The sequence below is a fragment of the Novosphingobium sp. genome (assembly GCF_036820275.1).
Classification (GTDB): domain Bacteria; phylum Pseudomonadota; class Alphaproteobacteria; order Sphingomonadales; family Sphingomonadaceae; genus Novosphingobium.
This window is the reverse complement of sequence record NZ_DAISLT010000026.1, coordinates 14075-35700: the sequence shown is the minus strand read 5'-3', so window position 1 is coordinate 35700 and position 21626 is coordinate 14075. Positions and strand designations below refer to the sequence as shown.

General features: G+C 67.4%; 16 protein-coding genes. 1 reads left to right on the top strand and 15 read right to left on the bottom strand.

Annotated elements, in window-relative coordinates; translation table 11 throughout:
• Positions 1-4 precede the first annotated feature (4 nt).
• Positions 5-2347 carry a TonB-dependent receptor plug domain-containing protein gene (locus V7066_RS18805; RefSeq protein WP_334184514.1) on the bottom strand — a complete coding sequence of 781 codons (2343 nt, stop codon included), beginning with the start codon at positions 2345-2347 and terminating at the stop codon, positions 5-7.
• Between the two features lie 696 nt (positions 2348-3043).
• Between V7066_RS18805 and V7066_RS18800 the strand changes: the two genes are divergently transcribed.
• Positions 3044-3640, top strand: coding sequence for a M17 family peptidase N-terminal domain-containing protein (locus V7066_RS18800; protein WP_334184513.1), 597 nt, complete (start codon positions 3044-3046; stop codon positions 3638-3640).
• A 53-nt stretch (positions 3641-3693) separates the two neighbouring features.
• Here V7066_RS18800 and pyrC read toward each other — a convergent pair whose 3' ends face one another.
• The 14 genes from pyrC to V7066_RS18730 all read right to left on the bottom strand — a co-directional run bounded on the left by pyrC (position 3694) and on the right by V7066_RS18730 (position 21619).
• Positions 3694-4731 (bottom strand): dihydroorotase, encoded by a 1038-nt coding sequence (gene pyrC / locus V7066_RS18795; protein WP_334184512.1) that lies wholly within the window; start codon positions 4729-4731, stop codon positions 3694-3696.
• A 46-nt stretch (positions 4732-4777) separates the two neighbouring features.
• A complete protein-coding gene (locus V7066_RS18790; RefSeq protein ID WP_334184511.1) occupies positions 4778-5230 on the bottom strand; it encodes a tRNA (cytidine(34)-2'-O)-methyltransferase in 453 nt (150 codons plus the stop codon).
• A gap of 44 nt (positions 5231-5274) precedes the next feature.
• Entirely contained in the window at positions 5275-6723 is a 1449-nt protein-coding gene (locus V7066_RS18785) for a TolC family protein (protein WP_334184510.1), read from the bottom strand.
• The gene (locus V7066_RS18780) at positions 6713-7807 is read right to left on the bottom strand and encodes an HlyD family secretion protein (protein ID WP_334184509.1); all 1095 of its coding nucleotides are present in this window, start codon (positions 7805-7807) and stop codon (positions 6713-6715) included. The genes V7066_RS18785 and V7066_RS18780 overlap by 11 nt, the downstream gene beginning before the upstream one ends.
• Entirely contained in the window at positions 7791-9533 is a 1743-nt protein-coding gene (locus tag V7066_RS18775; RefSeq protein WP_334184508.1) for an ABC transporter transmembrane domain-containing protein, read from the bottom strand. Before V7066_RS18775 ends, V7066_RS18780 begins: the two co-directional genes overlap by 17 nt.
• Before the next feature lie 98 nt (positions 9534-9631).
• A complete protein-coding gene (locus tag V7066_RS18770) occupies positions 9632-12562 on the bottom strand; it encodes an ATP-binding protein (RefSeq protein ID WP_334184507.1) in 2931 nt (976 codons plus the stop codon).
• Between the two features lie 132 nt (positions 12563-12694).
• Positions 12695-13618 (bottom strand): xanthine dehydrogenase accessory protein XdhC, encoded by a 924-nt coding sequence (gene xdhC / locus V7066_RS18765; RefSeq protein WP_334184506.1) that lies wholly within the window; start codon positions 13616-13618, stop codon positions 12695-12697.
• Entirely contained in the window at positions 13615-15924 is a 2310-nt protein-coding gene (xdhB, locus tag V7066_RS18760; protein WP_334184505.1) for a xanthine dehydrogenase molybdopterin binding subunit, read from the bottom strand. The genes xdhC and xdhB overlap by 4 nt, the downstream gene beginning before the upstream one ends.
• Complete coding sequence (xdhA, locus tag V7066_RS18755; protein ID WP_334184504.1) at positions 15917-17341, bottom strand: xanthine dehydrogenase small subunit; 1425 nt, start codon at positions 17339-17341, stop codon at positions 15917-15919. Before xdhA ends, xdhB begins: the two co-directional genes overlap by 8 nt.
• A 1-nt stretch (position 17342) precedes the next feature.
• On the bottom strand, positions 17343-17675 hold the full coding sequence (gene uraH / locus V7066_RS18750) for a hydroxyisourate hydrolase (protein WP_334184503.1): 333 nt from the start codon (positions 17673-17675) through the stop codon (positions 17343-17345).
• A complete protein-coding gene (locus V7066_RS18745; RefSeq protein ID WP_334184502.1) occupies positions 17672-19126 on the bottom strand; it encodes an NAD(P)/FAD-dependent oxidoreductase in 1455 nt (484 codons plus the stop codon). The genes uraH and V7066_RS18745 overlap by 4 nt, the downstream gene beginning before the upstream one ends.
• Positions 19123-19563, bottom strand: coding sequence for a 2-oxo-4-hydroxy-4-carboxy-5-ureidoimidazoline decarboxylase (uraD, locus tag V7066_RS18740; RefSeq protein WP_334184501.1), 441 nt, complete (start codon positions 19561-19563; stop codon positions 19123-19125). Before uraD ends, V7066_RS18745 begins: the two co-directional genes overlap by 4 nt.
• Positions 19560-20441, bottom strand: a complete 882-nt coding sequence (gene puuE / locus V7066_RS18735) for an allantoinase PuuE (protein WP_334184500.1) — start codon at positions 20439-20441, stop codon at positions 19560-19562. Before puuE ends, uraD begins: the two co-directional genes overlap by 4 nt.
• Positions 20438-21619 (bottom strand): pyridoxal-phosphate-dependent aminotransferase family protein, encoded by a 1182-nt coding sequence (locus tag V7066_RS18730; RefSeq protein WP_334184562.1) that lies wholly within the window; start codon positions 21617-21619, stop codon positions 20438-20440. The genes puuE and V7066_RS18730 overlap by 4 nt, the downstream gene beginning before the upstream one ends.
• Positions 21620-21626 lie beyond the last annotated feature (7 nt).

Sequence of the window (21626 nt, the reverse complement as noted above, 5' to 3'; positions counted from 1 at the left end):
CAAATCACCAGGTCAACCCGGCTCGCACATACAGATAGCGCCCGTTGAAGCCGAAAGGCGAATAATACGGGAAAGCCGTCACGCCCGAGCTGTTCAGCGAGGCGGGAGTCTTGCGCGGGTAGACGTCGAACAGGTTGCTGGCACCCAACGCCAGGTTCAGGGCGGAATCGCGCGGCTGGTAGCGCAGTTCGAGGTCGGTGATTGCGCGCTTGCCGGTATTGAGGTCGCTCGTGGCAACGGTGCCCGGTTGCAGGACGTTGCCATAGTAAGTGACACGGGCCGTCGCACCGAGATTGCTGCCGGTCCAGACGACCGTGCCCGAAACCTTCTCGCCCGGCGTGCCGTCCTCGATGGTCAGGATGCGGCTGCGGGTGAACAGGGTCGACAGGGGACTGGTCGGCACCTTGGTGACCTTCACGTCGTTGACGTTGCCGGCGACGGTCAGGTCGAAAGTGCCCGCGCCCTCGGTGACGAGCTTGTAGTTGGCCACCGCGTCGATGCCCTTGGTGGTCGTGGCCAGGCCGTTGAGGAAGAAGCGGGCCGCCGAAACGTCCGAGATACCTGTGACGGGAATGTTTTCGGAGAGGCCGATCTGGTTGCGAACGTGGATGCGATAGCCGTCCACGGTCAGCGAGAAGCCGCCGGTACGCACCACGAAACCGGCCGAGAGGTTCGTCGACTTCTCCGGCTCCAGCGCCTTGCCGCCCAGCGACACCGCCTCGTCCGACGTGGACGGATAGGTGCCGGTGTTGAGCGGATTGCCGTTCTGCACGACCGTCGTGATCGAGGTATAGTACTGCTGGATCAGGCTGGGCGCGCGGAAGCCCGTGGACGCCGTGCCGCGGATGGCGAAGGCGGGCGCGAAGTCGTAGCGCAGCGAGAGCTTGCCGGTGCCGGTCGTGCCGAAGTCCGAATAGTCCTCACCGCGACCGGCGAGGCCGATCAGCAGCTTGTCGGTCACTTGCGCTTCGAGGTCGAGATAGACCGAGCCGTTCTGGCGGTGCCGGTCGACTGCGTTCTTCGGTCCGAAACCGGGGAAGCCCTGCGCGCCGGGCGGTGCCGCGCGGAAGACCGTGCCATAGCCGTAGGAGGCCTCTTCGCCCGCCTTGATCTGGTAGCTTTCGCGGCGGCCCTCGACGCCCCATGCCACGTTCAGCGACTTGAAGACGTTGAACTGCCTGGAGAAGTCCACGCCGCCGACCCACTGGTCGTAGATCGAGGCGCCGTCGTAGAAGTCGGTCTGGCTGGTCGCACCATAGGTATAGTTGGCGGAATCGCGGGTCCAGTAATCGATGCGGTTGCGGCCGTAGCTGACGTTGACGTCGGTTTTCCAGCCCGCGATCTCGCCGCGCAAGCCGCCGGTGACCGTCAGGTCCTTCGAATGGGTGTTGATCTTCGGCAGGAAACCTTCGAGACCATAGGCGCCTGCTCCGGTGGCGCCCTCCGTCAAGCGCGGGAAGGCGGCCGAACTGGTATCGCGGTACTGGTAGCCGCCGAATGCGTAGACTTCCCAGGTATCGTTCAGCGGCTTGGCCGAATTGACGTAGACCGAATAGCTGTCGACCTTGGGATCGCCGAAGCGGTTGTCCACGACCGGGGTGGCCAGACGCGGATCGACATCGCCGCGGCTGGTCGGATTGCGATGGGTATATTCGCCCGAGACCGTTAGGAAGCCGTCCTGCCCCAGCTTGATGCCCTGCCACCCGGCGGCGGTGACGACGCTTTCGCCGGTGACGTGGCGGCTGTCGCGCGCGGTGTCGACCTGCGTATCGTAGAAACCGTAAGTGACGGTAGCGCCGCCGCCGTGATCGGCCTCGCGCAGGCGCAAGTTGACGACGCCGGCGATGGCGTCGGAACCGTACTGCGCCGAGGCGCCGTCCCGCAGCACTTCAATGGAACTGAGCGCGGTGGAGGGGATCGTGTTGAGATCGACCGCCGCCGAACCGCGTCCGACGACGCCGTTGACGTTGAGCGAGGCCGAAGTATGGGCCCGCACGCCGTTGATGAGCACCAGCGTCTGGTCCGGGCTCATGCCGCGCAGGATCGCCGGACGGATCGCGTCGGTCCCGTCGTTGGCGGCCGGGCGCGGGAAGGAGATCGAGGGAACGGAATTGGCCAGCGCCGTCGCCAGTTCGGTCGTGCCCTGCTGCTTCAGTTCTTGCACCGTCACCACGTCCACCGGCGAGGCGCTGTCGAGCTTGGAACGCCCCTCGGTGCGGGTTCCGGTCACGACGATCTCGTCGTTTCCGGTCGTTTCGGCGGGGGCCTGCTGGGCGTGGGCGGTGCCGCCCTGAACCAGGGCCAGGCCGGAAACGGCGGCCAGCAACAGCGCACTTCTGAACGTCATCGTAATCTCCTCGCGCGGGAAGACCGGGCGGTCCGCTCGCGACATGTCCTGAACCTCTATTGCCGCTGTCTCCCGCAGCCGGTGCGCCTTGCGCGGCGGGCTGCGGTGCCCTCGCGGTGGCTTTCTGTTCCGGGGTGGATGGCATGGAAGGGGCGAATGTGTCTGTTTAGTTTTTGAAATATGACACAAAGTTCTTCTTGCAGAGAAGATAGCCCGTCATTCGGCAAAAGCGCTCGGCCGATTGCGCTCGGTCACCTCGAAGACGAGGTGGCAACGGATATCCGGTTCCTCCCCTTCAAACTCGCCCCGTCGATGCAATCGGACGGCGCGAACCTGGCAAACCCTATCGCGCAGCAGTACGGATTCGGCTTGTACTGCGCAGGAGGTTTTTGATCCATTCCATTAGCCCGGCGCGCTGGGTAGCCTGCCAGTCCGCGCAATCGCGAACGTCGCGTGCACTGAAGAAGTCTGTACGCCAGCGGTGCAGCGAGCAGCCGAGCCGAGCCGAGCCGAGCCGAGCCGAGCCGGTCCTGCACGGCGGCATCATCGAGGAATGCCCCGGATTTTTCCGCTCGCCGTCCGGGCTTCTTTTCCATTTTTACGAACGCGACGGACAGGATTATTCAGGTTCATCGCGAGGTTCGACTGCCATAGACAGGAAGCACACCCAACCTGACCCAACGATCGGAATACGAAATGATCCCTCCTCACCCCGTCGGCTCCGCTTTCGGCGTTTCCATCGAAGTCGCGGCATGGGATGCCGTCGGCGCCGAGGTGGACTTGTCCTGCGCCGGCATGTTTACCCGCGAAGTTGGAGCGGAATTGTCCGGCGGGCTGGCCCATCTCGATGCGGCACTGGAAGGGCGGCTGCTGGAACTGCGTCGCAGCGGCAGCTTTACCGGCCGTCTAGGCGAATGCCTGTTGCTGGACAGCCCTCCTGCCGCCATTCGTGCCCGCGCCGTCCTGCTGGTCGGTCTCGGTGAGCCGGAGGGCTGGTCCACTGCCAGCCTGCGAGAAGCCCTGCGCGCGGCGGGCGCCTTTGCGCTGGCCCTCGGCGTGCGCAGCGCCGCTTTTGCGCCGGGAATGCTGGACAGCGGTCTTGCGCCGGATCAGACCCTCGGCGCGCCCACCGAAATGACCGGCGGGCTTGCAGCGGCGCTGAAAGCCCGCGACGTTCTGGTGAAGATGGGTCTGGCCGAGGCGCCCCGCCTAGAACGCTGGGTTTTCGATGTCGGCGAAGCACGGCTGACATCGGCCACAGAGCAGTTCCGCAAGGCCCTTGCGGCCACTTGAAAGGGCGCGATCGACGGCAGGAACCATCGATCGCACCGCTCGCAATCAGAAGCTCAGTCGACGAAGCGCCACCGGAGCGTCTCGCCCGCATGGAACGGCACGATGCGCAGGTCGCCCTCGGCGATCACGTCCGGAACCGTCACGTCCTCGCGCTTCAGGGTCACGGTGCCCTCGTTCAGGGGCAGGCCGTAGAAGCGGGGACCATGTTCGGAAGCGAAGCCTTCCAGCCGGTCGAGAACGCCTTCCTCGTCGAACACCTTGGCATAGCTTTCCAGCGCGAAGGGCGCGTTGAAGATACCCGCGCAGCCGCAGGCGGCTTCCTTGCGGCCGATCGCATGGGGCGCGCTGTCGGTGCCGAGGAAGAACTTGGGCGAACCCGAAACCGCCGCCTTGCGCACCGCCAGACGATGGCGCTCGCGCTTGGCGACGGGCAGGCAATAGGCGTGGGGCCGAATGCCGCCGTCGAAGATCGCATTGCGGTTGATGATGAGGTGCTGCGCCGTGATCGTGGCGCCGATCAGCGGGCCGTTCGCTTCCACGAACTCGGCCGCCTCGGCCGTGGTGATGTGCTCGAGCACGATCTTGAGGCCGGGATAGTCGCGGACCAGCGGGGCCAGGACCTGCTCGATGAACACCGCCTCGCGATCGAAGATGTCGATGTCGCGGTCGGTCACTTCGCCGTGGATCAGCAGCGGCATCCCGATCCGCTGCATGGTCTCCAGCAGGCCGGTGAGCTTGCGGATGTCGGTGACGCCGTGCGCCGAATTGGTGGTGGCGTGGGCGGGGTAGAGCTTGCAGGCCGCAAAGACGCCCTGCTCGTAGCCGCGCGCGATCTCTTCCGGATCGGCATCGTCGGTCAGATAGGCCACCATCAGCGGGGTGAAGTCCGATCCGGCCGGCAGCGAATCGAGGATCCGCTGGCGATAGGCCTCGCCCGCCGCCACGGTGACGACCGGCGGGGTCAGGTTCGGCATGACGATGGCGCGCGCGAACTGGCGCGCGGTGTAGCCGACGACCGCTTTCAGCATCTCGCCATCGCGAAGATGCACATGCCAGTCGTCGGGGCGGCGGATGGTGATCTGTGAGGTCATACGCCCCGCTCTAGCCATCTCGGCGCGGGCCGTCGAGACCGCTGCGTCAGCCCGGCAGGCTTGCCGTCTGGCGCAAGGCCTCGCCGAGGGCGAGAGCGGCCGAACTCGCCAGGTTCATCGAGCGCACCTCAGGGCGCATGGGGATGCGCACGCGTTCATGGCAGGCCTCGGAAACCGCCTCGGGAACGCCTGCGCTTTCCTTTCCGAACAGCAGGATATCGTCGGGCCTGTAGCAGAGATCGTAGGACGACTGCCGGGTCTTGGTGGTGAACAGCACCAGCCGCTGCGACCCGATGGTGGCCCTGAACGCGTCGAAATCGGCATGGCGCCGGACGACGACATGATCGATATAGTCCATCGCCGTGCGGCGCACCCGGCGATCGTCCCATTCGAACCCGAGGGGTTCGATGAGATCCACGGCCGCCCCCATGCAGGCGCCGAGACGCAGCACAGCACCGACGTTTCCAGCGATTTCCGGTTCGAAAAGAGCAATACGCATCCCGGCTCCTTGGCGTCGCCGGGCGAACCATGCAAGGTGTCTGTTCAGAGACCCAGTGCGGCGGCATTGCCCGAGGCAGCGGCCAGATCGGCGCTCGATGCCAGCCGTTTCAACCGGCCGTCGAGCAGCCCCAGCGCGACGCTGGCCGCGGTTTCCTCGCGGGTGTTGACGAGGAACAGGTCGCTGGCGCCCATCTCGAACCGGCGCCGCTCGGCCACCGCCATCGTGTCGGCGCGCTGCTTTTCCTGCTCGGACAGGGCGATCAGCTGCGTGGCGGCATCGAAGGCGATGACGATCCCGTCCACTTCGGCGCGAATCTGCTCGTCTAGCCAGCGCGCGCGGGTCTGGTTGGCATCGAGTTCAGCCTGCGTCTGCATCAGCTTGCCGCGCGCCGTGCGCTGTTCGAGCGGGACCGAGAACTTGACCCCGAAGCGCACGTCGTTGCCGCTGCGCGAGGCGCCGCCGGGACCGATATCGCCGATGTCGCGCGCCACTTCCATGTTGAGGTCGAGACGCGGCAGCAGGGCATTACGGTCGAGCGCGAGGCGATCCTGCACCAGCCGCGTCTTCAGTTCCGCGACCAACAGGTCCGGCCGCTGCACGTCCTGCGGCATCGCGGTGACGACCGGATCCGGCAGCGCCGCGGGCAACTGTTCGCGGCGCGGGATCGTCGGGTTGCCATCACTGTCACGCCAGTAGAGCGACAGGGCATTGGCAGCGGCGGCCATGGCCTGTTCGGACTGGACGACCATGGCCTCGCGGCGCAGCACCATCTGGTCGTTCTCGGTCAGGACGATGCGCGGGCGCAGCCCGGCCTGATAGGCGCGTTGCAGCCCGCGCTGCCGCTCCTCCGCCAGATCGAGGAGATGACGATAGACCTTGAGCCGCTCGCCACTCGCCACCCAGCTCAGATAGGCGTCGAGCGCCTTGCGCTGGACGCCGATGGCCACCATCTGCCGCTCGGCATCGGCCACGGCGCGATCCGCGTCCGCCGTCACCCGGCCGAAGCGGCGGTCGTCGATCATCCGGTCGCGCAGCAGGGAGAACACCGCGCCCGCGCGGATCTCGCCGAATTCGTTGGTGTAGTTCTTGTCCTCGTAGATCGGGAAACGACCGCTCGACGCGCGGTAGCCGCCGTAGATCTGGCCGCCCCAGTTCTCCAGCGGGCGCGCGATTTTCGCATCCGCATAAGTGCCGCCGTAATAGCCGACCAACCGCGATCCGCCCTCGGCGGAGAAGACCGTGTCGAAGGCGCCCTCTGCCGTCAGCCGCTTGGCATCGGCGGCGCGGGTGCGGGCCAGCGCCTCGATGATCTGCGGCGATTGGCGGGCGGAATTGGCGAGCAGGTCGTCCAGTTGCAGCACCGGCGCATCGACCGGCGCGGGCCGGGGCAGCGGTGCGATCTGCTGCGCCGCCGACGGTAGGGCGAAGGCGCAAAAACCGGCCGCCAGTACCCCGACAAACAATGGGCCATGGGGGCGTTTACTTGGCATTGCCGCCGTCCTTCCCGGCCGAACCACCCTTGCCGCCAGCCTCGTTCACGCTGCCTGCGTAAGTACCCGCGTCGAGGGCGCTCACCGGATATTGCAGCGGGAAGTCGTTGAGCAGGCGCCAGAGTTCATAGCCGCTCGATACGGTGTCCATCATCACCCAACCGCGCACTTTGGCGCCGAGGCGCACGAATGGCTCCTTCGGCCAGGGCCGCGCACCCGGCTTCTGCTCGACCAGCACGCGGAACAGTCCGTTCGCGGATGCCGAGACGTCGATCGCGCGCACCTGCCCGTCGAACATGCCGACCGCCACCGAGGGCCAGCCGCTGAACTGGATCGCGGGCCAGCCCTCGAACTCCATCCGCACCGGGCGGCCCGGATGGATCAGCGGCACGTCGCGTCCGTCCACGTAGAGTTCCACCACCCGCACCGCCTGCTCGGGCGCGAAAGTGGCGATCACGTCGCCTTCCTTGACCATCGTGGCGCTATCGCCGCCGAGGATGCGCAGGATACGCCCGTCGCGCGGGGCATGGACCATCTGCACCGACTGGCGGTTGATGTTGATGTCCAGCCGGTTGCGATCGGCCAGGCTCTTGGCGACTTTGGCATCATAGTCCGCCACCTTGATCTGCGCGAGTTCGAGATCGCGGCGCGGCGCCAGCCCTTCGCCGTACAGCTGCTGCATGCGGCCGACGTCGCGCTGGGCCACGCCCATCGCCTGACGCGTAGCCGCGATCTCGGCATCGACTTGCGCGCGTTCGGCCTGGAGGCGGGCGATCAGGTTGGGATCGTTGTCGGCGATGCGGGCGATCCGGTCGCCCTTCTTCACCAGTTCGCCGTCGGTCACATACCATTCCTCGACCCGGCCGGGGACGAGCGCGGTGAAGTTCTGCACGCGGTCGCGCGGGTCGAGCGCGATGACCGAGCCATTGCCGTTCGATGTCTGCTGCCAGGGCACCAGCAGCAGGAAGGCCAGGACAATGGCCATGGCGATCAGCAGCATCCAGGCGAGCACCCGCGCGGGGCGCGGCGGGCGCAGTCCCTGGAGCGTCCTGAAGTGAACGATATGGTCATCGCGGAAGGGCATGAAAACCTCCTTCTGCAGAGTTTCTGGCTTTCGCGGCGTTGCGGGCGGCGGCGAAAGCCGCGCGGTCCTGTGTCAGCAATTGGGAATCCCGTCCAAGCCAGAGCATGTGGTCGAACTCGAAAGCATCGGGGCGGCAGGTGAAGACGATGATCGTCGTCTCGCGGTCGTCGAGCTGCCGCAGCGCGGGGCGCAGTTCCTCCACCGGCACCATGTCGAACAGGCCCGAGAGGATGAGCACGCGCGGGCGGGCCAGCAGGGCTCCCGCCAGCTTGAGGCGCATCGTCTCGGCGCGGGTCAGCGGCCAGCCGCTGGAGGACAGCAGGCAGTCCATGCCGCCGTCGAGGCTGACGATCCGGTCGCCCAGCCCCACGAGCTCCAGCACGTCGAGCACTTGCGCCGGATCGGCCTGCGGATTGGCGAGGCGCAGATAGTCGCGGATCGTGCTCTCGACGATGTCCGGCCGGTCGAGCACGATCACGTCGCTGCGCAGGCGGTAGATATTGAGCGCGGCGATATCTGCGCCCCCCAGCGTGATGAGCCCTTCGTCGGGGCGGTAATGGCGCTTGAGCATCCGGCTGAACAGCCGGTCGATCCCCGGATCGCTCGCCGCCACCGCATGGGTTCCCGAGGGAACGTCGAGATCGAAGCGCGCGCGGTCACCCCCAGCGGCGATCGCCACCCGGCGCAGCGACAGGCCGCCGTCGCGGGGCCGGGCATCACCCTCGCTGCGCGGGGCCATGTCCTCGACCGGGATGGCATGGAACAGCGAGAGTTCCTCGACCGCCGCGACCAGATCGTAGAACGTGTCGAGATAAGGCCCGAGCTGCGCGGCGCCGTAGAACACGCTCGACAGGATCAGTTCCGCCGCGACGAGCTGGCCGATCGAGAGCTGCCCGCGAATGACCAGCCAGCCGCCCAACGCCAGCAGCGCCGCGCTGGCAAGCGCATAGAGCAGCAGCAGCGCCACGCTCTGCGGGAAGGTCGCGCGGAAATGCTCGCGGTGCGCGTCGACATAGGCCGCCGTGCGCATCTCCGACATGTCCATCGCATAGTCGAGATGGCGGCTCGACTTGTAGAAGCCGTTGGAGGCGCCCACGCTTTCCAGCCAGTGCGCGGTCTCGTACTTGCGGTGGCTCAGCGCCACGCCGCTTTCCATCGCGCTGCGCGCCCAGATCTTCCAGATGATCCAGACCGCCAGCACGAAGAGCAGGTTGAAGGCCAGGAATACCGGATGGTAGAACGAGGTGACGATGAAGCCGATCATCGCCTGGAAGAAGATCGTGAAGCCGCCGATTAGCAGCGAGGGCACGGCCTTCTGTACATTCGCCACTTCGAAGAAGCGGTTGAACAGGTCGCCCCGGCGCTCGTCCTGGAAGAACGGGTTCTGGGCGTGGACCGCCTGCAGGGTGATCTCCGCAACCGAGCGCGCGAAGAGGCGGCGACGGAAGATTTCCATCACATAGCTGCGCATCGCGCCGAGCAGCGACCACAGCGCCAGCAGGCCGAACAGCACCGCGGCCAGCGTGAACAGCGGCACCGGCAGGGCAGTATTGGCCACCGAGTTGATCAGCAGCTGCACGGAGATCGGCGTCGCCAGCGACAGCAGGCCGATCGCGGCGCCGTAGATCATCGCCATCGTCATGAAGGCACGGTCGGGCGCCAGCACGCCGCGCGCCCAGCCCATGAATGTGCCCCAGTCGATCCGCTGGGGGGAATGGCCGGCCATCGGTGATAGTCCCTTTTCACTGCCCGCCGCGTCATCGCAACCGGCGCAGGCGGGCGCGGCCTCTATCGGAGCGCTTGTGAAATTGGATGGACTGAGAGTTACATTTGGTTTCGCGAGGCGCTCTCGACCGAAAACGCCCGCTCTTCGCGCAGCGTTTCCAGCAAGGCGTCGGCCCGGCGAAGGTCGCCGGTGTCGAAACCTTCGGTAAAGGCCGCCCTGACCGCAGCCAGCCGCTCCAACGCTTCGTCACCGCGGCCTTGCGCGGCAAGCAAGGGCGCCAGGTCGAGCATGATCCACAGTTCCCAGGCGAGCGCGCCCTGGCGGCGACTCCATGCCAGGGCTTCCTCCAGCAGTGCGAGCGCCTGCCCGCATTCCGCCTGCCCGCATTCCGGCCGCCCGCCTTCCTTCTTCACCAGGATCGCGGCTTTGATCCGCAGCAGGTTCGGCGTGTAGATATGCTCGCCATTGGCCGCGCAGCGCGCAATAGTGGCGTCGATCCGCTCGAGCGCCTCGGCCCGCCGATCGCCTTGCATCAACGCCAGCGTCAGGGTGGAGGAGAAGGAGGTCGTCAGCAGATCGTAGCGCAAGGCCTGCAATTGCATCAGGCTGTCGCCCACCCCGTCCAGAGCCGCGCGCCAGTCGCCTTTGCGCAAGGCCTGGTTGCCGCGCAGACCGCCCACGGCAGCGACATAGGGCGCAAAGGCATTGCGCCGCGCCGCCGCCTCGAAACTGTCGAGCGTCGCTGCCGCACGCGCAAGGTCGCCCGTCGCGATATGGATCGGCAGCGCCCAGATCAGCGCAATGCAATGGGTCGTCGGATGGTCCAGCCGTTCCGCTTCCCGCACCGCCTCTTCCGCAAGTCTGCGTGCCCGGTCGGCATGGCCCAGCAGCCAGAACGTTCTCGCCAGGGCGATGATCGAACGGTTGCGATGATCGAAACCGTAGTGGATCGTCCGCCACCGCTCGGACGGCAGGGACAGCCGCACCGCCCGCTCCAGACGTTCGCGCGCCAGCTTCTGGTCGCCGCCGAGGTGATGGGAAATGCCCGAGAGCGATGCCGCCACCGCGCTCGCTTCCGGATCGTCCAGCGTCGCGGCCACCGCCAGCGCCATCTCCGCCCATTCGTGCGCCGCGGCATAGTCGCCGATGCGCTCGTGGAAGATGTGCAACCGGCCGAGCAACCGCAACTGCCGCCGTGCGTCGCCCAGCGATACCGCGATCTCGAGTGCCCGCCGCAGCGCCGCTTCCACGGCATCGCTGTTGCCGCGCGTGAACATGAGCGTGAGGCCCAGCGTGGCCTGAAGCTCATACTCTTCCGGAGTCCCGCCGCTCTCCTCCTCCAGCAGGGCGAGCGCGCGGGCGCACCAGTCCCGGCTCTCCGCCAGCAGCGACATTTCGAGGAAGATCGGCGCACTGACGGCACTGAGCCGCAAGGCCTGCTCCGGATCCTCGCCGTTGTCGAAACAGGTTGCCAGCGCGCTGCGGATATTGCCGATCTGGCCGACGATGCGAATGCGGCCGCGGGAATAGCTGCCGTCCTGCGCGCGAATGTCTTCCAGCAGCGCAAGGTAGAAGGCCGCATGACGGCGCGCGGCCGCGGCAGCCTCTACGGAGCCGCGCCCGCGCAGCTTTTCCTGCGCATGGGCGCGCGTCATTTCGAGCAGCCGATAGGCATTCGGCCCGCTGCCGCGATCGGCGGCGACCAGCGACTTGGCGATCAGCGCATCGAGCGCCATGGCCACTGCCGCGGCATCGAGATCGTCACCCGCCCCGACCGCCAGCGCCGCCTCCAGCGAGAACGGACCGAGGAACACCGAAAGGCGCTCGAACGTCCGCTGCTCTGTCTCGGACAGGAGATCGTAGCTCCAGTCGAGCGTCGCCTGAAGCGTCTGCTGCCGCGCGACCGCTGTGCGCCGGCCCGTCCAGCCGAGACTGAAACGCGCGCCCAGCATCCGCGCGGTCGCCTCCAGCCCGTGCACGGCGGCGCGCACGGCCGTCAGTTCGATCGGCAGCGCCATGCCGTCGAGCCGGGCGCACAGATCAGCGATTCCCCGCACTGCCTCCCGGTCGACACGGAACCCGCTGTTCGCCGCCATGGCCCGCTCGACGAACAGTTCAACGGCGGGAAAGGCGGCCAGTTCCTCCGCCTCCAAGGCATCCGCCCGGTCGCCCGGATAGGCCAGTGCGCCGAGCCAGTGAACCTGCTCGCCGACGATCCGCAGCGGCTCCCGACTGGTTGCGAGAATGCGCACCCCGGGCGCGGCCTCGCCGATCCGCTCCGCCGTGTCGGAAACCGCATCGATCAGGTGCTCGCAATTGTCGAGCACGAGCAGCAGCCGCTGGTCGCGCAAGTGCCCGAGCACGACGAGCAGCGGATCTTCCGCCTGCACGGGAATGCCCAGGGCGTCGGCGATTGCCGATGCCACGAGTTCGGCCCGGTCCAGCGCGCCGAGATCGACGAAGTGGACCCGGCCAGCAAATTTCCCGAGAACCCGGTGCCCCACTTCCACCGCGAGCGTCGTCTTGCCGACCCCCGCCGCGCCGACGATGGCGCAGAGCTTGTGTTCGCCGAGCGATGCGATCAGGAATGGCACATCGTCATCGCGCCCCAACAGGCGGCGCGACCGGCACGGCAGGGGAGGCGCGGATTGCCGGTACGTGATCGTCCCGGTGCGCGGATGCACCGTCACCTCCCGCTCCGTTCGAGGCGAGATCTTGGCAACGAAAGCATAGCCGACGCCGACCTGGGTACTGATGTAGCGTGCACCATCCACGCCTTCGCCGAGCGTCCTGCGCAGCGCCGCCATTTGAAACCGCAGGCTACCGTCCTCGACGACGACATCGGGCCAGACCCGGCGAAGCAGGTCGCGCTTGCCGACGACCGCCCCGGCCCGCTCGACGAGCGCCGTCAGCAGATCCAGCGAACGCCCCCCGATCTCGACCGGTACGCCGTCACGGGTCAGCAGACGCTCGCCCGCATGGAGGACGAAAGGCCCGAAGGCCGCGCGAAAAGATGAAGGTGAAGGCATGTCCTCCACAAATTGCCGCCTTTCCCCTGACATCCGCATCTTTTCGCCGAGCGCGCCGCGGCTTCCTATAATATTTCGGTATGTGTTGCGCGCTGCAGCGAAGCGGGCAGGAGCAGCCGCGCCCCGTTCCGCTCAGGCCTGGGGCCGCCCCAGCAGCAGAAGTTGGGCAACGACAGCGATCGCGATCACGTCGGGTTCCTTGCCCGCGACTCCGGGAATGCCGATCGGTGCGGTCAGGCGCGCCAGGGCCTCCGGCGAAATCCCGTCGGAAAGCAGACGCGAGCGGAAACGGGCGATCTTGGTCGAGGAACCGATGAGACCGACGAAAGCCAGCGGTGTCCGTTTCAGCGCCGCCAGCGTCAGGACATAATCGAGCGGGTGGTCATGGGTGAGGATGGCGAGCGCCGCATCCTCGGGCGCTTCCTCGATGCAGCGGGCGATCTCCGTTTCCGGCATTACCGTCACGCCGTCCACTCCCGCCATGTCCTCGCGCGTGTCAAACCAGGCGAGTTGCAGCGGCAGTCCGGTCAGGTGCCGGGCGATGGCCTGCCCGACATGGCCTGCGCCAAACAGGTAGAACGGCCGGGGCCGCTCGCCGACCGGCTCGACGATCCGCGTGCCGATCTCCGGCCGATCGCCCCGCGCCGACTGTCGCGTCGCCGTCTCGCGCGCAAAGACCGCGCGGTCGACCCGGTTCTCGCCCAGTGTCGTCGCCAGCATGCGGCCCGGTTCGGCTGCGGTCAGCCAATCGAGTCCGGCGAGGTCGAGGTGCTCGATCAGCAGGCGCACCCGCCCGCCGCAGCACTGGCCCAGCAGCGGCCCGAGCGGATAGTCCTGCACCCGCCAGGTCCCGGCCGGACGCTCCAGGATCGCGCGGGCCTGTTCGAGCGCGCGAAACTCCAGTTGCCCGCCGCCGATGGTGCCTTCCTGCCCCTGCCCCGTCACCAGCATGCGCGTCCCCGCCCCGCGCGGAGCGGAACCTTCGGTCGCCAGCACGGTCACGAGCGCCGCGCGCTCCTTCGGCAACGCGCGCAGCCATCGGAGCCACTGCGTCATCGCGCGGCAAACTCGGCGATGGCCTTCAGCACCCGCTCGGGCGTCGCCGGGGCGTCGAGCTGCGGCATTTCCCGGAGCTCCGGCGCGGTGGCCGCGATGGCGCGGTTGATCGCCGAAAAGACCGAGATCGCCAGCATGAACGGCGGCTCGCCCACGGCCTTGGAGCGGTTGATCGTCGGCTCGACATTCTCGCCGTCCCACAGGCTGACGGTGAAGTGCTTCGCCCGGTCGGAGGCGGTGGGAATCTTGTAAGTCGCCGGGCTGTGCGTGAGCAGGCGGCCCTTGTCGTCGAACACGAGGTCCTCGGTGGTCAGCCAGCCCTGCCCCTGCAAGAAGCCGCCCTCGACCTGCCCCTTGTCGACCATCGGATTGAGCGAACGGCCGACATCGTGGAGGATATCGACCGCCAACACCTTGTGCTCGCCGGTCAGGGTGTCGATCGCCACTTCCGACACCGCCGCACCATAGGCGAAGTAGTAGAACGGGCGACCCCGGTGCACCGCGCGGTCGTAGACGATGCCGGGCGTCGCGTAGAAGCCGGTCGAGGACAGCGAGACACGGGCCATGTAGGCCTTGCGAACGGCATCGGCGAAAGTCAGCCGCTGTCCGCCCGCCAGCACGGCCTCGTCCGTGAACAGGACTTCATGTTCGGCGCATTCGTGGAGGTCCGCAAGGAACGCGGCCAGCCGGTCGCGGATCGTCATCGCCGCATTGTGCGCGGCCATGCCGTTGAGGTCCGCGCCGGAACTGGCCGCCGTTGCCGACGTGTTGGGCACTTTGTCGGTGCGCGTGGCGGTGGTGCGGATGCGCGACAGCGGCACGCCGAACACGTCCGCCACGATCTGCGCCACTTTCACGTAGAGGCCCTGCCCCATTTCGGTGCCGCCGTGGTTCACCTGGATCGAACCGTCGGCATAGACGTGGACCAGCGCCCCCGCCTGGTTGAGGAACGTGGTGGTGAAGCTGATCCCGAACTTCACCGGGGTCAGCGCGATGCCTTTCTTGATGACCGGGCTGGCGGCATTGAACGCGGCGATCGCGGCGGCCCGCGCGTCATAGTCGGTGTCCTTGCGCAGACGCGCGATCAGCTGCGGCGCGATATTGTCGGCCACGGTCATGCCATAGGGCGTGACATCGCGGCCCGGCCCGTAGAAATTGGCGGCGCGGATCTCCAGCGGGTCCTTGCCGAGCGCCAAGGCGGCATGATCGACGACCCGCTCTATCGCCAGCATTCCCTGCGGACCGCCGAAACCGCGAAAGGCCGTGGCCGAGACCGTGTTGGTCTTCAGCCGCTCCGAGACGATCTCGACATCCGGCAGGAAATAGCAGTTGTCGACATGGAACATCGCCCGGTCGTTGATGGCCGGGGAAAGGTCCTGGCTGGCCCCGCAGCGCGAGGCGAGGTGCAGCGAAAGCGCAAGGATACGACCCGCCGCGTCGAAGCCGACCTCGTAGTCGACCTCGAATTCGTGGCGCTTGCCGGTGAGCACCATGTCGTCGTCGCGGTCGACGCGGAACTTGGCGGGACGGCCGGTCTTTGCCGCGACCAGCGCGGCGGCGGCCGCGAAGCTGGTCGCCTGCGTCTCCTTGCCGCCGAAGCCGCCGCCCATGCGGCGCACTTCCACGGTGACGTCGGCGGACGGCACTCCCAGCAAATGCGCGACCAGATGCTGGACCTCGCTGGGGTGCTGGGTGGAGCAGAGGATATGCATCTGCCCGTCCTCGCCCGGCGTCGCCACCGAGACCTGGCCTTCGAGGTAGAAGTGATCCTGCCCGCCCATGGCGAAGTGCCCGGAAATCCGCTGCGGCGCAGCGCCGAGCGCGGCGGCGGCATCGCCCCGCGCCATGCGCTGCGTCGGTTCGATCAGACTGCCCGCCGCGCGCGCCTCGGCGATGGAAACCGCAGCCGGGCGCGTCTCATAGTCCACCTTGCCGAGCCGCGCGGCCTTGCGCGCCGCGCGCTGGCTGGTAGCGGCGACGAGAAACAGCGGCTGGCCCGGAAACAGCACTTCGCCCTCCGCCAGCAGCCCTTCGTCGTGGCGGACCGGGCCGGTGTTGTTCTCGCCAGGAATGTCGGCGGCGGTATAGACGGCAACGACGCCCTTGGCAGCCAGTACGGCGGAAAGGTCCATAGAGATGATCCGCGCAGAGGTCTCGCTCGCCTGCCCGAAGGCGAGATGCAGCATGTCCACCGGCTCGGGCGCGTCGTCGGCATAGCGGGCAAGGCCGGTGACGTGGAGATGTGCGGAATCGTGCTGGTTGTCGGGCTTGGAGAGGACTTTCCAGGCGGGATCGCGCTCAGCCATGGGCCATCTCCGGATCGAGCACCGAGATACCCACGCCCTGTTCGCGCAGCCAGAGACGGCGCAGCAGGTTCGCGGCGGCTTGGCAGCGGTAGGCAGAGGAGCCGCGCACATCGCTCAGCGGGGTGAAGTCGGCGCGCAGAGCCTCGGCGGCTGCGATCATGGTCGCCTCGGCGAAGGGGCGGCCCAGCAGCGCCCGCTCGCAGGCCTTCGCGCGCCGGGGCGTGGCCGCCATGCCGCCGAACGCCGCGCGCGCGGCGGTTATCGTGCCATCGGTGACGGTGAGATGAAACGCCCCGCAGACCGCCGAGATATCGCTGTCGAACCGGCGCGAGAGCTTGGCGATGTGGATTACCGCATCGGGGCCGGGACGCGGGATATGCAGGCTCTCGACGAATTCGCCCGGGTGCCGGTCCTGCTTGCCGTAGTCGAGGAAATAGGCCTCCAGCGGCATCGTCCTGCGCCCGGCGGTGCTGCGCAGCGTCAGTTCCGCACCCAGCGCGATCAGGGCGGGCGGTCCGTCGCCGATCGGCGAGCCGTTGGCGATATTGCCGCCCACGGTTGCGGCGCTGCGGACTTGAAGCCCGCCGATCCGCCGAACCAGTTCACCGAGATCGGGATGGAGCCGGGCCATTGCCGCATGAGCCTCGGCATAGCGCACGGCGGCGCCGAGGGTGAGACCCTCGGCGTCCTCGTCCATGCGGCGAAGGTCGGCCACGTCGCCCAGAAAGACCACGTCGCCAAGATCGCGCAGGCCCTTGGTGACCCGGAGACCCACGTCGGTCGCGCCCGCAACCAGCCGCGCCTCGGGATATTCGGCCAGAACACCGGCAAGTTCCTCGGCGCTGCGCGGTGCGAACCACTTGCGGTCCCGCCATTCTCCCCCGGCGCTTTCGCTCGCGATGTCTTGCAGGCGTGCGGCGAGTTCGCGTTCGTCCGGCGCCAGCGTCGCCACCTGCTCGCCCGCCTCGATGATCGGGCCGTATCCGGTGCAGCGGCACAAGTTGCCCGCCAACACATCCGCCACCGGCAAGTCGCAGCCGAGCGCGCCGATCGCCTTGCCGTGCAGCGACATGACGAAACCCGGCGTGCAGAACCCGCACTGGGACGATCCATTGGCCGCCATGCAGGCTTGAACCGGATCGAGTTCGCCCTTTGCCGAAAGGCTCTCGACCGTCTTCAGCGCCTTGCCGTGCAGCATGGGCAGGAACTGGATGCAGGCATTGACCGCACGCCAGACGACATCGCGGCCCTGCGGCTCTCCGACAAGAACCGTGCAGGCCCCGCAGTCGCCCTCCGCACAGCCCTCCTTGGTTCCGGTGCGCCGCAGGCGGTAGCGCAGGAAATCGAGCAGCGTCGCAGCCGGATCGACCGCTTCGAGCAGGATCGGCTCGTCGTCGAGGAGGAAGCGCACCGTCATGTCAGCTTCCCCGATACGTCGAATAGCCGAAGGGCGAGACCAGCAGCGGCACGTGGTAATGGCCGCCTGCCTCGGCGATTCCGAAGTGGATCGGCACCCGGTCGATGAACGGCGGCTGCGGCAGTTCGGCGCCCTTGACGCGAAAGTATTCGGCCACGGCGAAAGTCAGCGCATAAGTGCCGGGATCGAGCGCCGGAATACCGGGGCAGCGGCCGTCGGCATTGGTCGTGCCAGTGAACAGCACCACGCCCGTAGCGTCGGTCAGTTCGAGCGCGACGCCTTCGGCCGGACAGCCGTGGGCGGTATCGAGAACGTGGGTCGACAGGCTGCTCATGCGGCCTCCTCCCCTCGGTCCATCGGCGGCCATGCACCGAGGAATTCATGCTCGTCGTAAGCCATGAAATCTCGCACCAGTTCCTCCCGGTCGTCAAGGAACAACTGGTCCGCGATGCCCCGGACAAGGCGCGGCAGGGCGTTCTGCAGGCCCGAGAGCGCGGAGGCCGAAAGGCCGAGGCTCACGAGCGCGGAATAGTTGAACGCGAACAGTCCGTGCAGCGGCGCCGGATTCGCGCCCTCGCGCGCCACGAACTCGAACGCCGGGCCGAGATAGGGATGCCCATCGATCAGCAAGTTACGCGGCCCGGCGGGCGATACCCGCTCTCCCCAGCGCAGGATTCCGTCCGCCACCGCGCCCAGTTCGGGACGCAGGCCAGGGTCGCTGACAAGGCCGGTGGAGACCACCACGAAGTCGAATTCATGGAGGCCGTGGGGCGTCGTCACCCGCACGCGGCCTTCGTGCTCGGCCGCGTCCAGCCACGGCGCGCCGAGATGCAGATGGAAGCCCGGAAATGCGGCGGCCCGCTCGAACGTGTCGTTGGTCGGCGGCTGGTTGTGGCCGAGGAAGCGGTCCATCGCCGCATATTTGGTGGCATCGTCGAGCGCCGGATAGCGCGCGGTGAAGCCCACGCGCTCCATGAAGCGGATCGGATTGACGCGCGGCAGGTCCTTGCGGCGGATGAAGACTTCCGCCGCCGCCACGCCTTGCGACAGGGCGTGATTGGCATTGTCGAAGGCCGAGGCCCCGCCGCCCAGAATGCCGATCCGCTTGCCGTGCAGCGCATCGAAATCGATAGGCTCGCTGGTGTGCGCCCAAAGCGACTTGGGCAAATTGTCGCGCACCATCGCCGGCGTGTGCCACTCACCGCCGCCCTGGATGCCGGTGGCCAGCACGACCTTGCGCGCCAGTTTCACCGCGCCGCCGGCGAAGTGCAGGCGGTGCAGGCCCTGTTCGGGCAGCGGCTCGATCTGCGCCAGCTTCGCGCCGTTCTCGACCGGCAGGTCCAGCACGCGGCGATACCAGCGCAGATAGTCCATCCAGTCGCCACGTGCGATCTTGTCCACCGCGTCCCAACCGGCAGCGCCGTGCTGCGCTTCCCACCAGGCGCGATAGGTGAGCGAGGGAATGCCGAAATCGATGGGGTTGAGGTGCTTGGGCGTACGCAGGGTGACCATGCGCGCGTAGGTTTCCCAAGGACCTTCGAACCCGGCCGCGTTCTCGTCGAAGATCATGACATTCGCCACGCCCTCGCGGCGCAGGCCGAAAGCGGCGGAAAGCCCGCACTGGCCGCCGCCGATCACGGCAACGTCGAGCACCCGCTCTCCCGCAAATTCGCCCTCGTGTAGACGGGGCCGCACCCATTCCGGGCGGACGAAACCGATCAGATCGATCTCGCGCGCAAGCCGCGCTTCCAGTGCGGGAAGGCCGACGGCGCCTGTAGACGTCATGGCATGTCCTCAAGACGCAGGCGAACGATCTCGCCGATCTGCTCCAGCGCCGCGGCCACTTCCGCATCGCGCCCGTTATCGAGCCGACGTTCCATGGCCGCCAGAATGCCCGCCTTGTCGGTCAGGCGCACGCAGACGATGAAAGGGAAGCCGAAACGGTCTCGATAGGCGGCGTTCAGCGCGTGGAAGCGTTCGAATTCCTGCGGGGTCAGCCGATCGAGCCCGGCGCTGGCCTGCTCGGCGGCGGAAGCATCGGTCAGCGTCCGGTCGATCGCCGCCTTGCCCGCCAGTTCCGGGTGCGCGCGGAACAGTGCAAGCTGTTCCTCGGCGCTCGCCTCTTGCATCACCGCCAGGAGGTCGGCGAGCCGGTCCCCCGAGGAAGCCCGCGCATCAGCGCGCTCCTCAACCCAGGGGCTATACTCGAACAGCGCCGTCATGCGGGGTGAACCTCCATCCAGTGGCGGGCGATGTCGATGCGGCGGGAAATCCATGCGTCACCGCTGGCCGTGACGTGATCGAGGAAGCGGGCGAGCGCGCGGGCGCGGCCGGGCTTGCCGGCGATGCGGCCATGAAGGCCGACACTCATCATCCGCCCGCCTTCCTCGCGAAGCTGGTCAAAAGTATCGCGCATATGGCGGAAGAACTGCTCGCCCTCGGTAAAGCCGTTGAGCGCGACGATCTTCATGTCGTTCACGTCCAGCGTGTAGGGCACGATCAACTGTGCCTTGCCGTGCTGGCGGTCCCAGTAAGGCAAGTCGTCGGCATAGCTGTCGGCATCGTAGAGGAAGCCCCCCTCTTCCGCGACCAGCCGCGCGGTATTGGGCGAGGTCCGGCCCTGATACCAGCCGAGCGGGCGGCTGCCGGTTAGCTTTTCGTGAAGCGCGATGGCCTCGGCGATGTGAGCGCGTTCGACCTCTTCGGGCACGTACTGATAGTCGATCCAGCGCAACCCGTGGCTGGCGATCTCCCAGTCCGCGTGCTGCATCGCGGCGACGGCTTCGGGGTTCATCTCCATGGCCTTGGCCACGCCGAACACCGTCACCGGCAAGCCGCGCTCGGTGAAGATCCGGTGGATCCGCCAGAAGCCGGCGCGGCTGCCGTATTCGTAAAGGCTCTCCATCGCCATCGCGCGGTCCGCATGACTGGCTGCGCCGACCATCTCGCTAAGGAAGGCCTCCGAACGTTCGTCGCCGTTGAGGACGGAGTTTTCGGCGCCTTCCTCGTAATTGATGACGAACTGCACCGCTACTCGCGCACCATCGGGCCACTGCGGATCGGGCGGCCTGCGGCCATAACCGACGAGATCGCGGGTCATTCCTCCCAGGCCTCCAGCGCCGCCGGAACCGCATCGCCCAGCGGCAGCCTGAAGCCCTCCATCCGAAGGCACGCTTCCAGCGCCGCCAAAGTCAGCAGCACCTTGTGTTTCATGGCGTTGTAGCCCATCGCGCCGATGCGCCAGATCCGGCCCTGAAGCGGGCCGAACGCCGTACCGATCTCGATCTCGAACTGCTCGCGCATGGCCATACGTACTGCCTCGCCGTCCACGCCCGCGGGGATGAAGACGCCGGTGACATTGGTCATCCGGTGGGCATCGTCGCCGAAGACCGTGAGGCCCATCGCGCGCAGCCCCGCCGTCATCGCCCGGCCCGCTGCGGCATGGCGGGCGTAACGCGCCTCCAGCCCCTCGCCCAACGCAATCCGCGCACATTCACGGGCGGCGTAGAGCATCGAGGTCGCCTCGGTATGGTGGTTGAGGCGCTTGTCCGACCAGTAGTCCATGACCATGGCGAGGTCGAAATAGTTGGAGCGGATGCGCGGCCCCTGCCCGTCCACGATATCATCGCGGCGGATGCCCTGCTCGACGTGACGGCGGCGCCCGATGTGCTCGGCCGCCTTGTCCGAGATCGTGATCGGCGCGGAACCGGAAGGTCCGCCCATGCACTTCTGCAAGCCGCCGGTGACGACATCCACACCCCACCGGTCCGCCGCCAGTTCCATGCCGCCGATGGTCGCGGTGGCATCGACATAGCTGAGCGCGCCTGCCTGACGGCAGAGTTCTCCGAACCCTTCCAGCGGCTGCGCCATGGTGGTCGAGGTGTCGCCGTGGATGGTGGCAACGACCTTGGGATGGCAGCGGGCGATGGCCTCGGCGATCCGCTCCAGCGGGACGACTTCGCCCCAAGGCGCGTCCACCGTCTCGATCACCGCGCCGATGCGGGTGAGGATTTCGGTCAGCAGCAGGCCGAAGCGGCCGAAGTTCACCACCAGCACCACATCGCCCGGCGCCACCATGGAGACCAGCGCCGCCTCGATACCGGCGCGCGCGGTGCCGTCCACCAGCATGGTCCACGGGTTCCGGGTGCCGAAGATCGGACGGTAGAGCGCCATGACCTGGTTCATGTAGCCGGTCATCTCCGGGTCGAACTGACCCAGCAGGTCCGCGCTCATCGCCCGCAGCACGCGGGGGTGCGCGTTGACCGGGCCGGGGCCCATGAGCAGG

Bases quoted from the DNA above. Each gene is read 5' to 3' on its own strand.
- V7066_RS18805 (WP_334184514.1), bottom strand. From the start codon at position 2,347: ATGACGTTCAGAAGTGCGCTGTTGCTGGCCGCCGTTTCCGGCCTGGCC.
- V7066_RS18800 (WP_334184513.1), top strand. From the start codon at position 3,044: ATGATCCCTCCTCACCCCGTCGGCTCCGCTTTCGGCGTTTCCATCGAA.
- pyrC (WP_334184512.1), bottom strand. From the start codon at position 4,731: ATGACCTCACAGATCACCATCCGCCGCCCCGACGACTGGCATGTGCAT.
- V7066_RS18790 (WP_334184511.1), bottom strand. From the start codon at position 5,230: ATGCGTATTGCTCTTTTCGAACCGGAAATCGCTGGAAACGTCGGTGCT.
- V7066_RS18785 (WP_334184510.1), bottom strand. From the start codon at position 6,723: ATGCCAAGTAAACGCCCCCATGGCCCATTGTTTGTCGGGGTACTGGCG.
- V7066_RS18780 (WP_334184509.1), bottom strand. From the start codon at position 7,807: ATGCCCTTCCGCGATGACCATATCGTTCACTTCAGGACGCTCCAGGGA.
- V7066_RS18775 (WP_334184508.1), bottom strand. From the start codon at position 9,533: ATGGCCGGCCATTCCCCCCAGCGGATCGACTGGGGCACATTCATGGGC.
- V7066_RS18770 (WP_334184507.1), bottom strand. From the start codon at position 12,562: ATGCCTTCACCTTCATCTTTTCGCGCGGCCTTCGGGCCTTTCGTCCTC.
- xdhC (WP_334184506.1), bottom strand. From the start codon at position 13,618: ATGACGCAGTGGCTCCGATGGCTGCGCGCGTTGCCGAAGGAGCGCGCG.
- xdhB (WP_334184505.1), bottom strand. From the start codon at position 15,924: ATGGCTGAGCGCGATCCCGCCTGGAAAGTCCTCTCCAAGCCCGACAAC.
- xdhA (WP_334184504.1), bottom strand. From the start codon at position 17,341: ATGACGGTGCGCTTCCTCCTCGACGACGAGCCGATCCTGCTCGAAGCG.
- uraH (WP_334184503.1), bottom strand. From the start codon at position 17,675: ATGAGCAGCCTGTCGACCCACGTTCTCGATACCGCCCACGGCTGTCCG.
- V7066_RS18745 (WP_334184502.1), bottom strand. From the start codon at position 19,126: ATGACGTCTACAGGCGCCGTCGGCCTTCCCGCACTGGAAGCGCGGCTT.
- uraD (WP_334184501.1), bottom strand. From the start codon at position 19,563: ATGACGGCGCTGTTCGAGTATAGCCCCTGGGTTGAGGAGCGCGCTGAT.
- puuE (WP_334184500.1), bottom strand. From the start codon at position 20,441: ATGACCCGCGATCTCGTCGGTTATGGCCGCAGGCCGCCCGATCCGCAG.
- V7066_RS18730 (WP_334184562.1), bottom strand. From the start codon at position 21,619: ATGGGCCCCGGCCCGGTCAACGCGCACCCCCGCGTGCTGCGGGCGATG.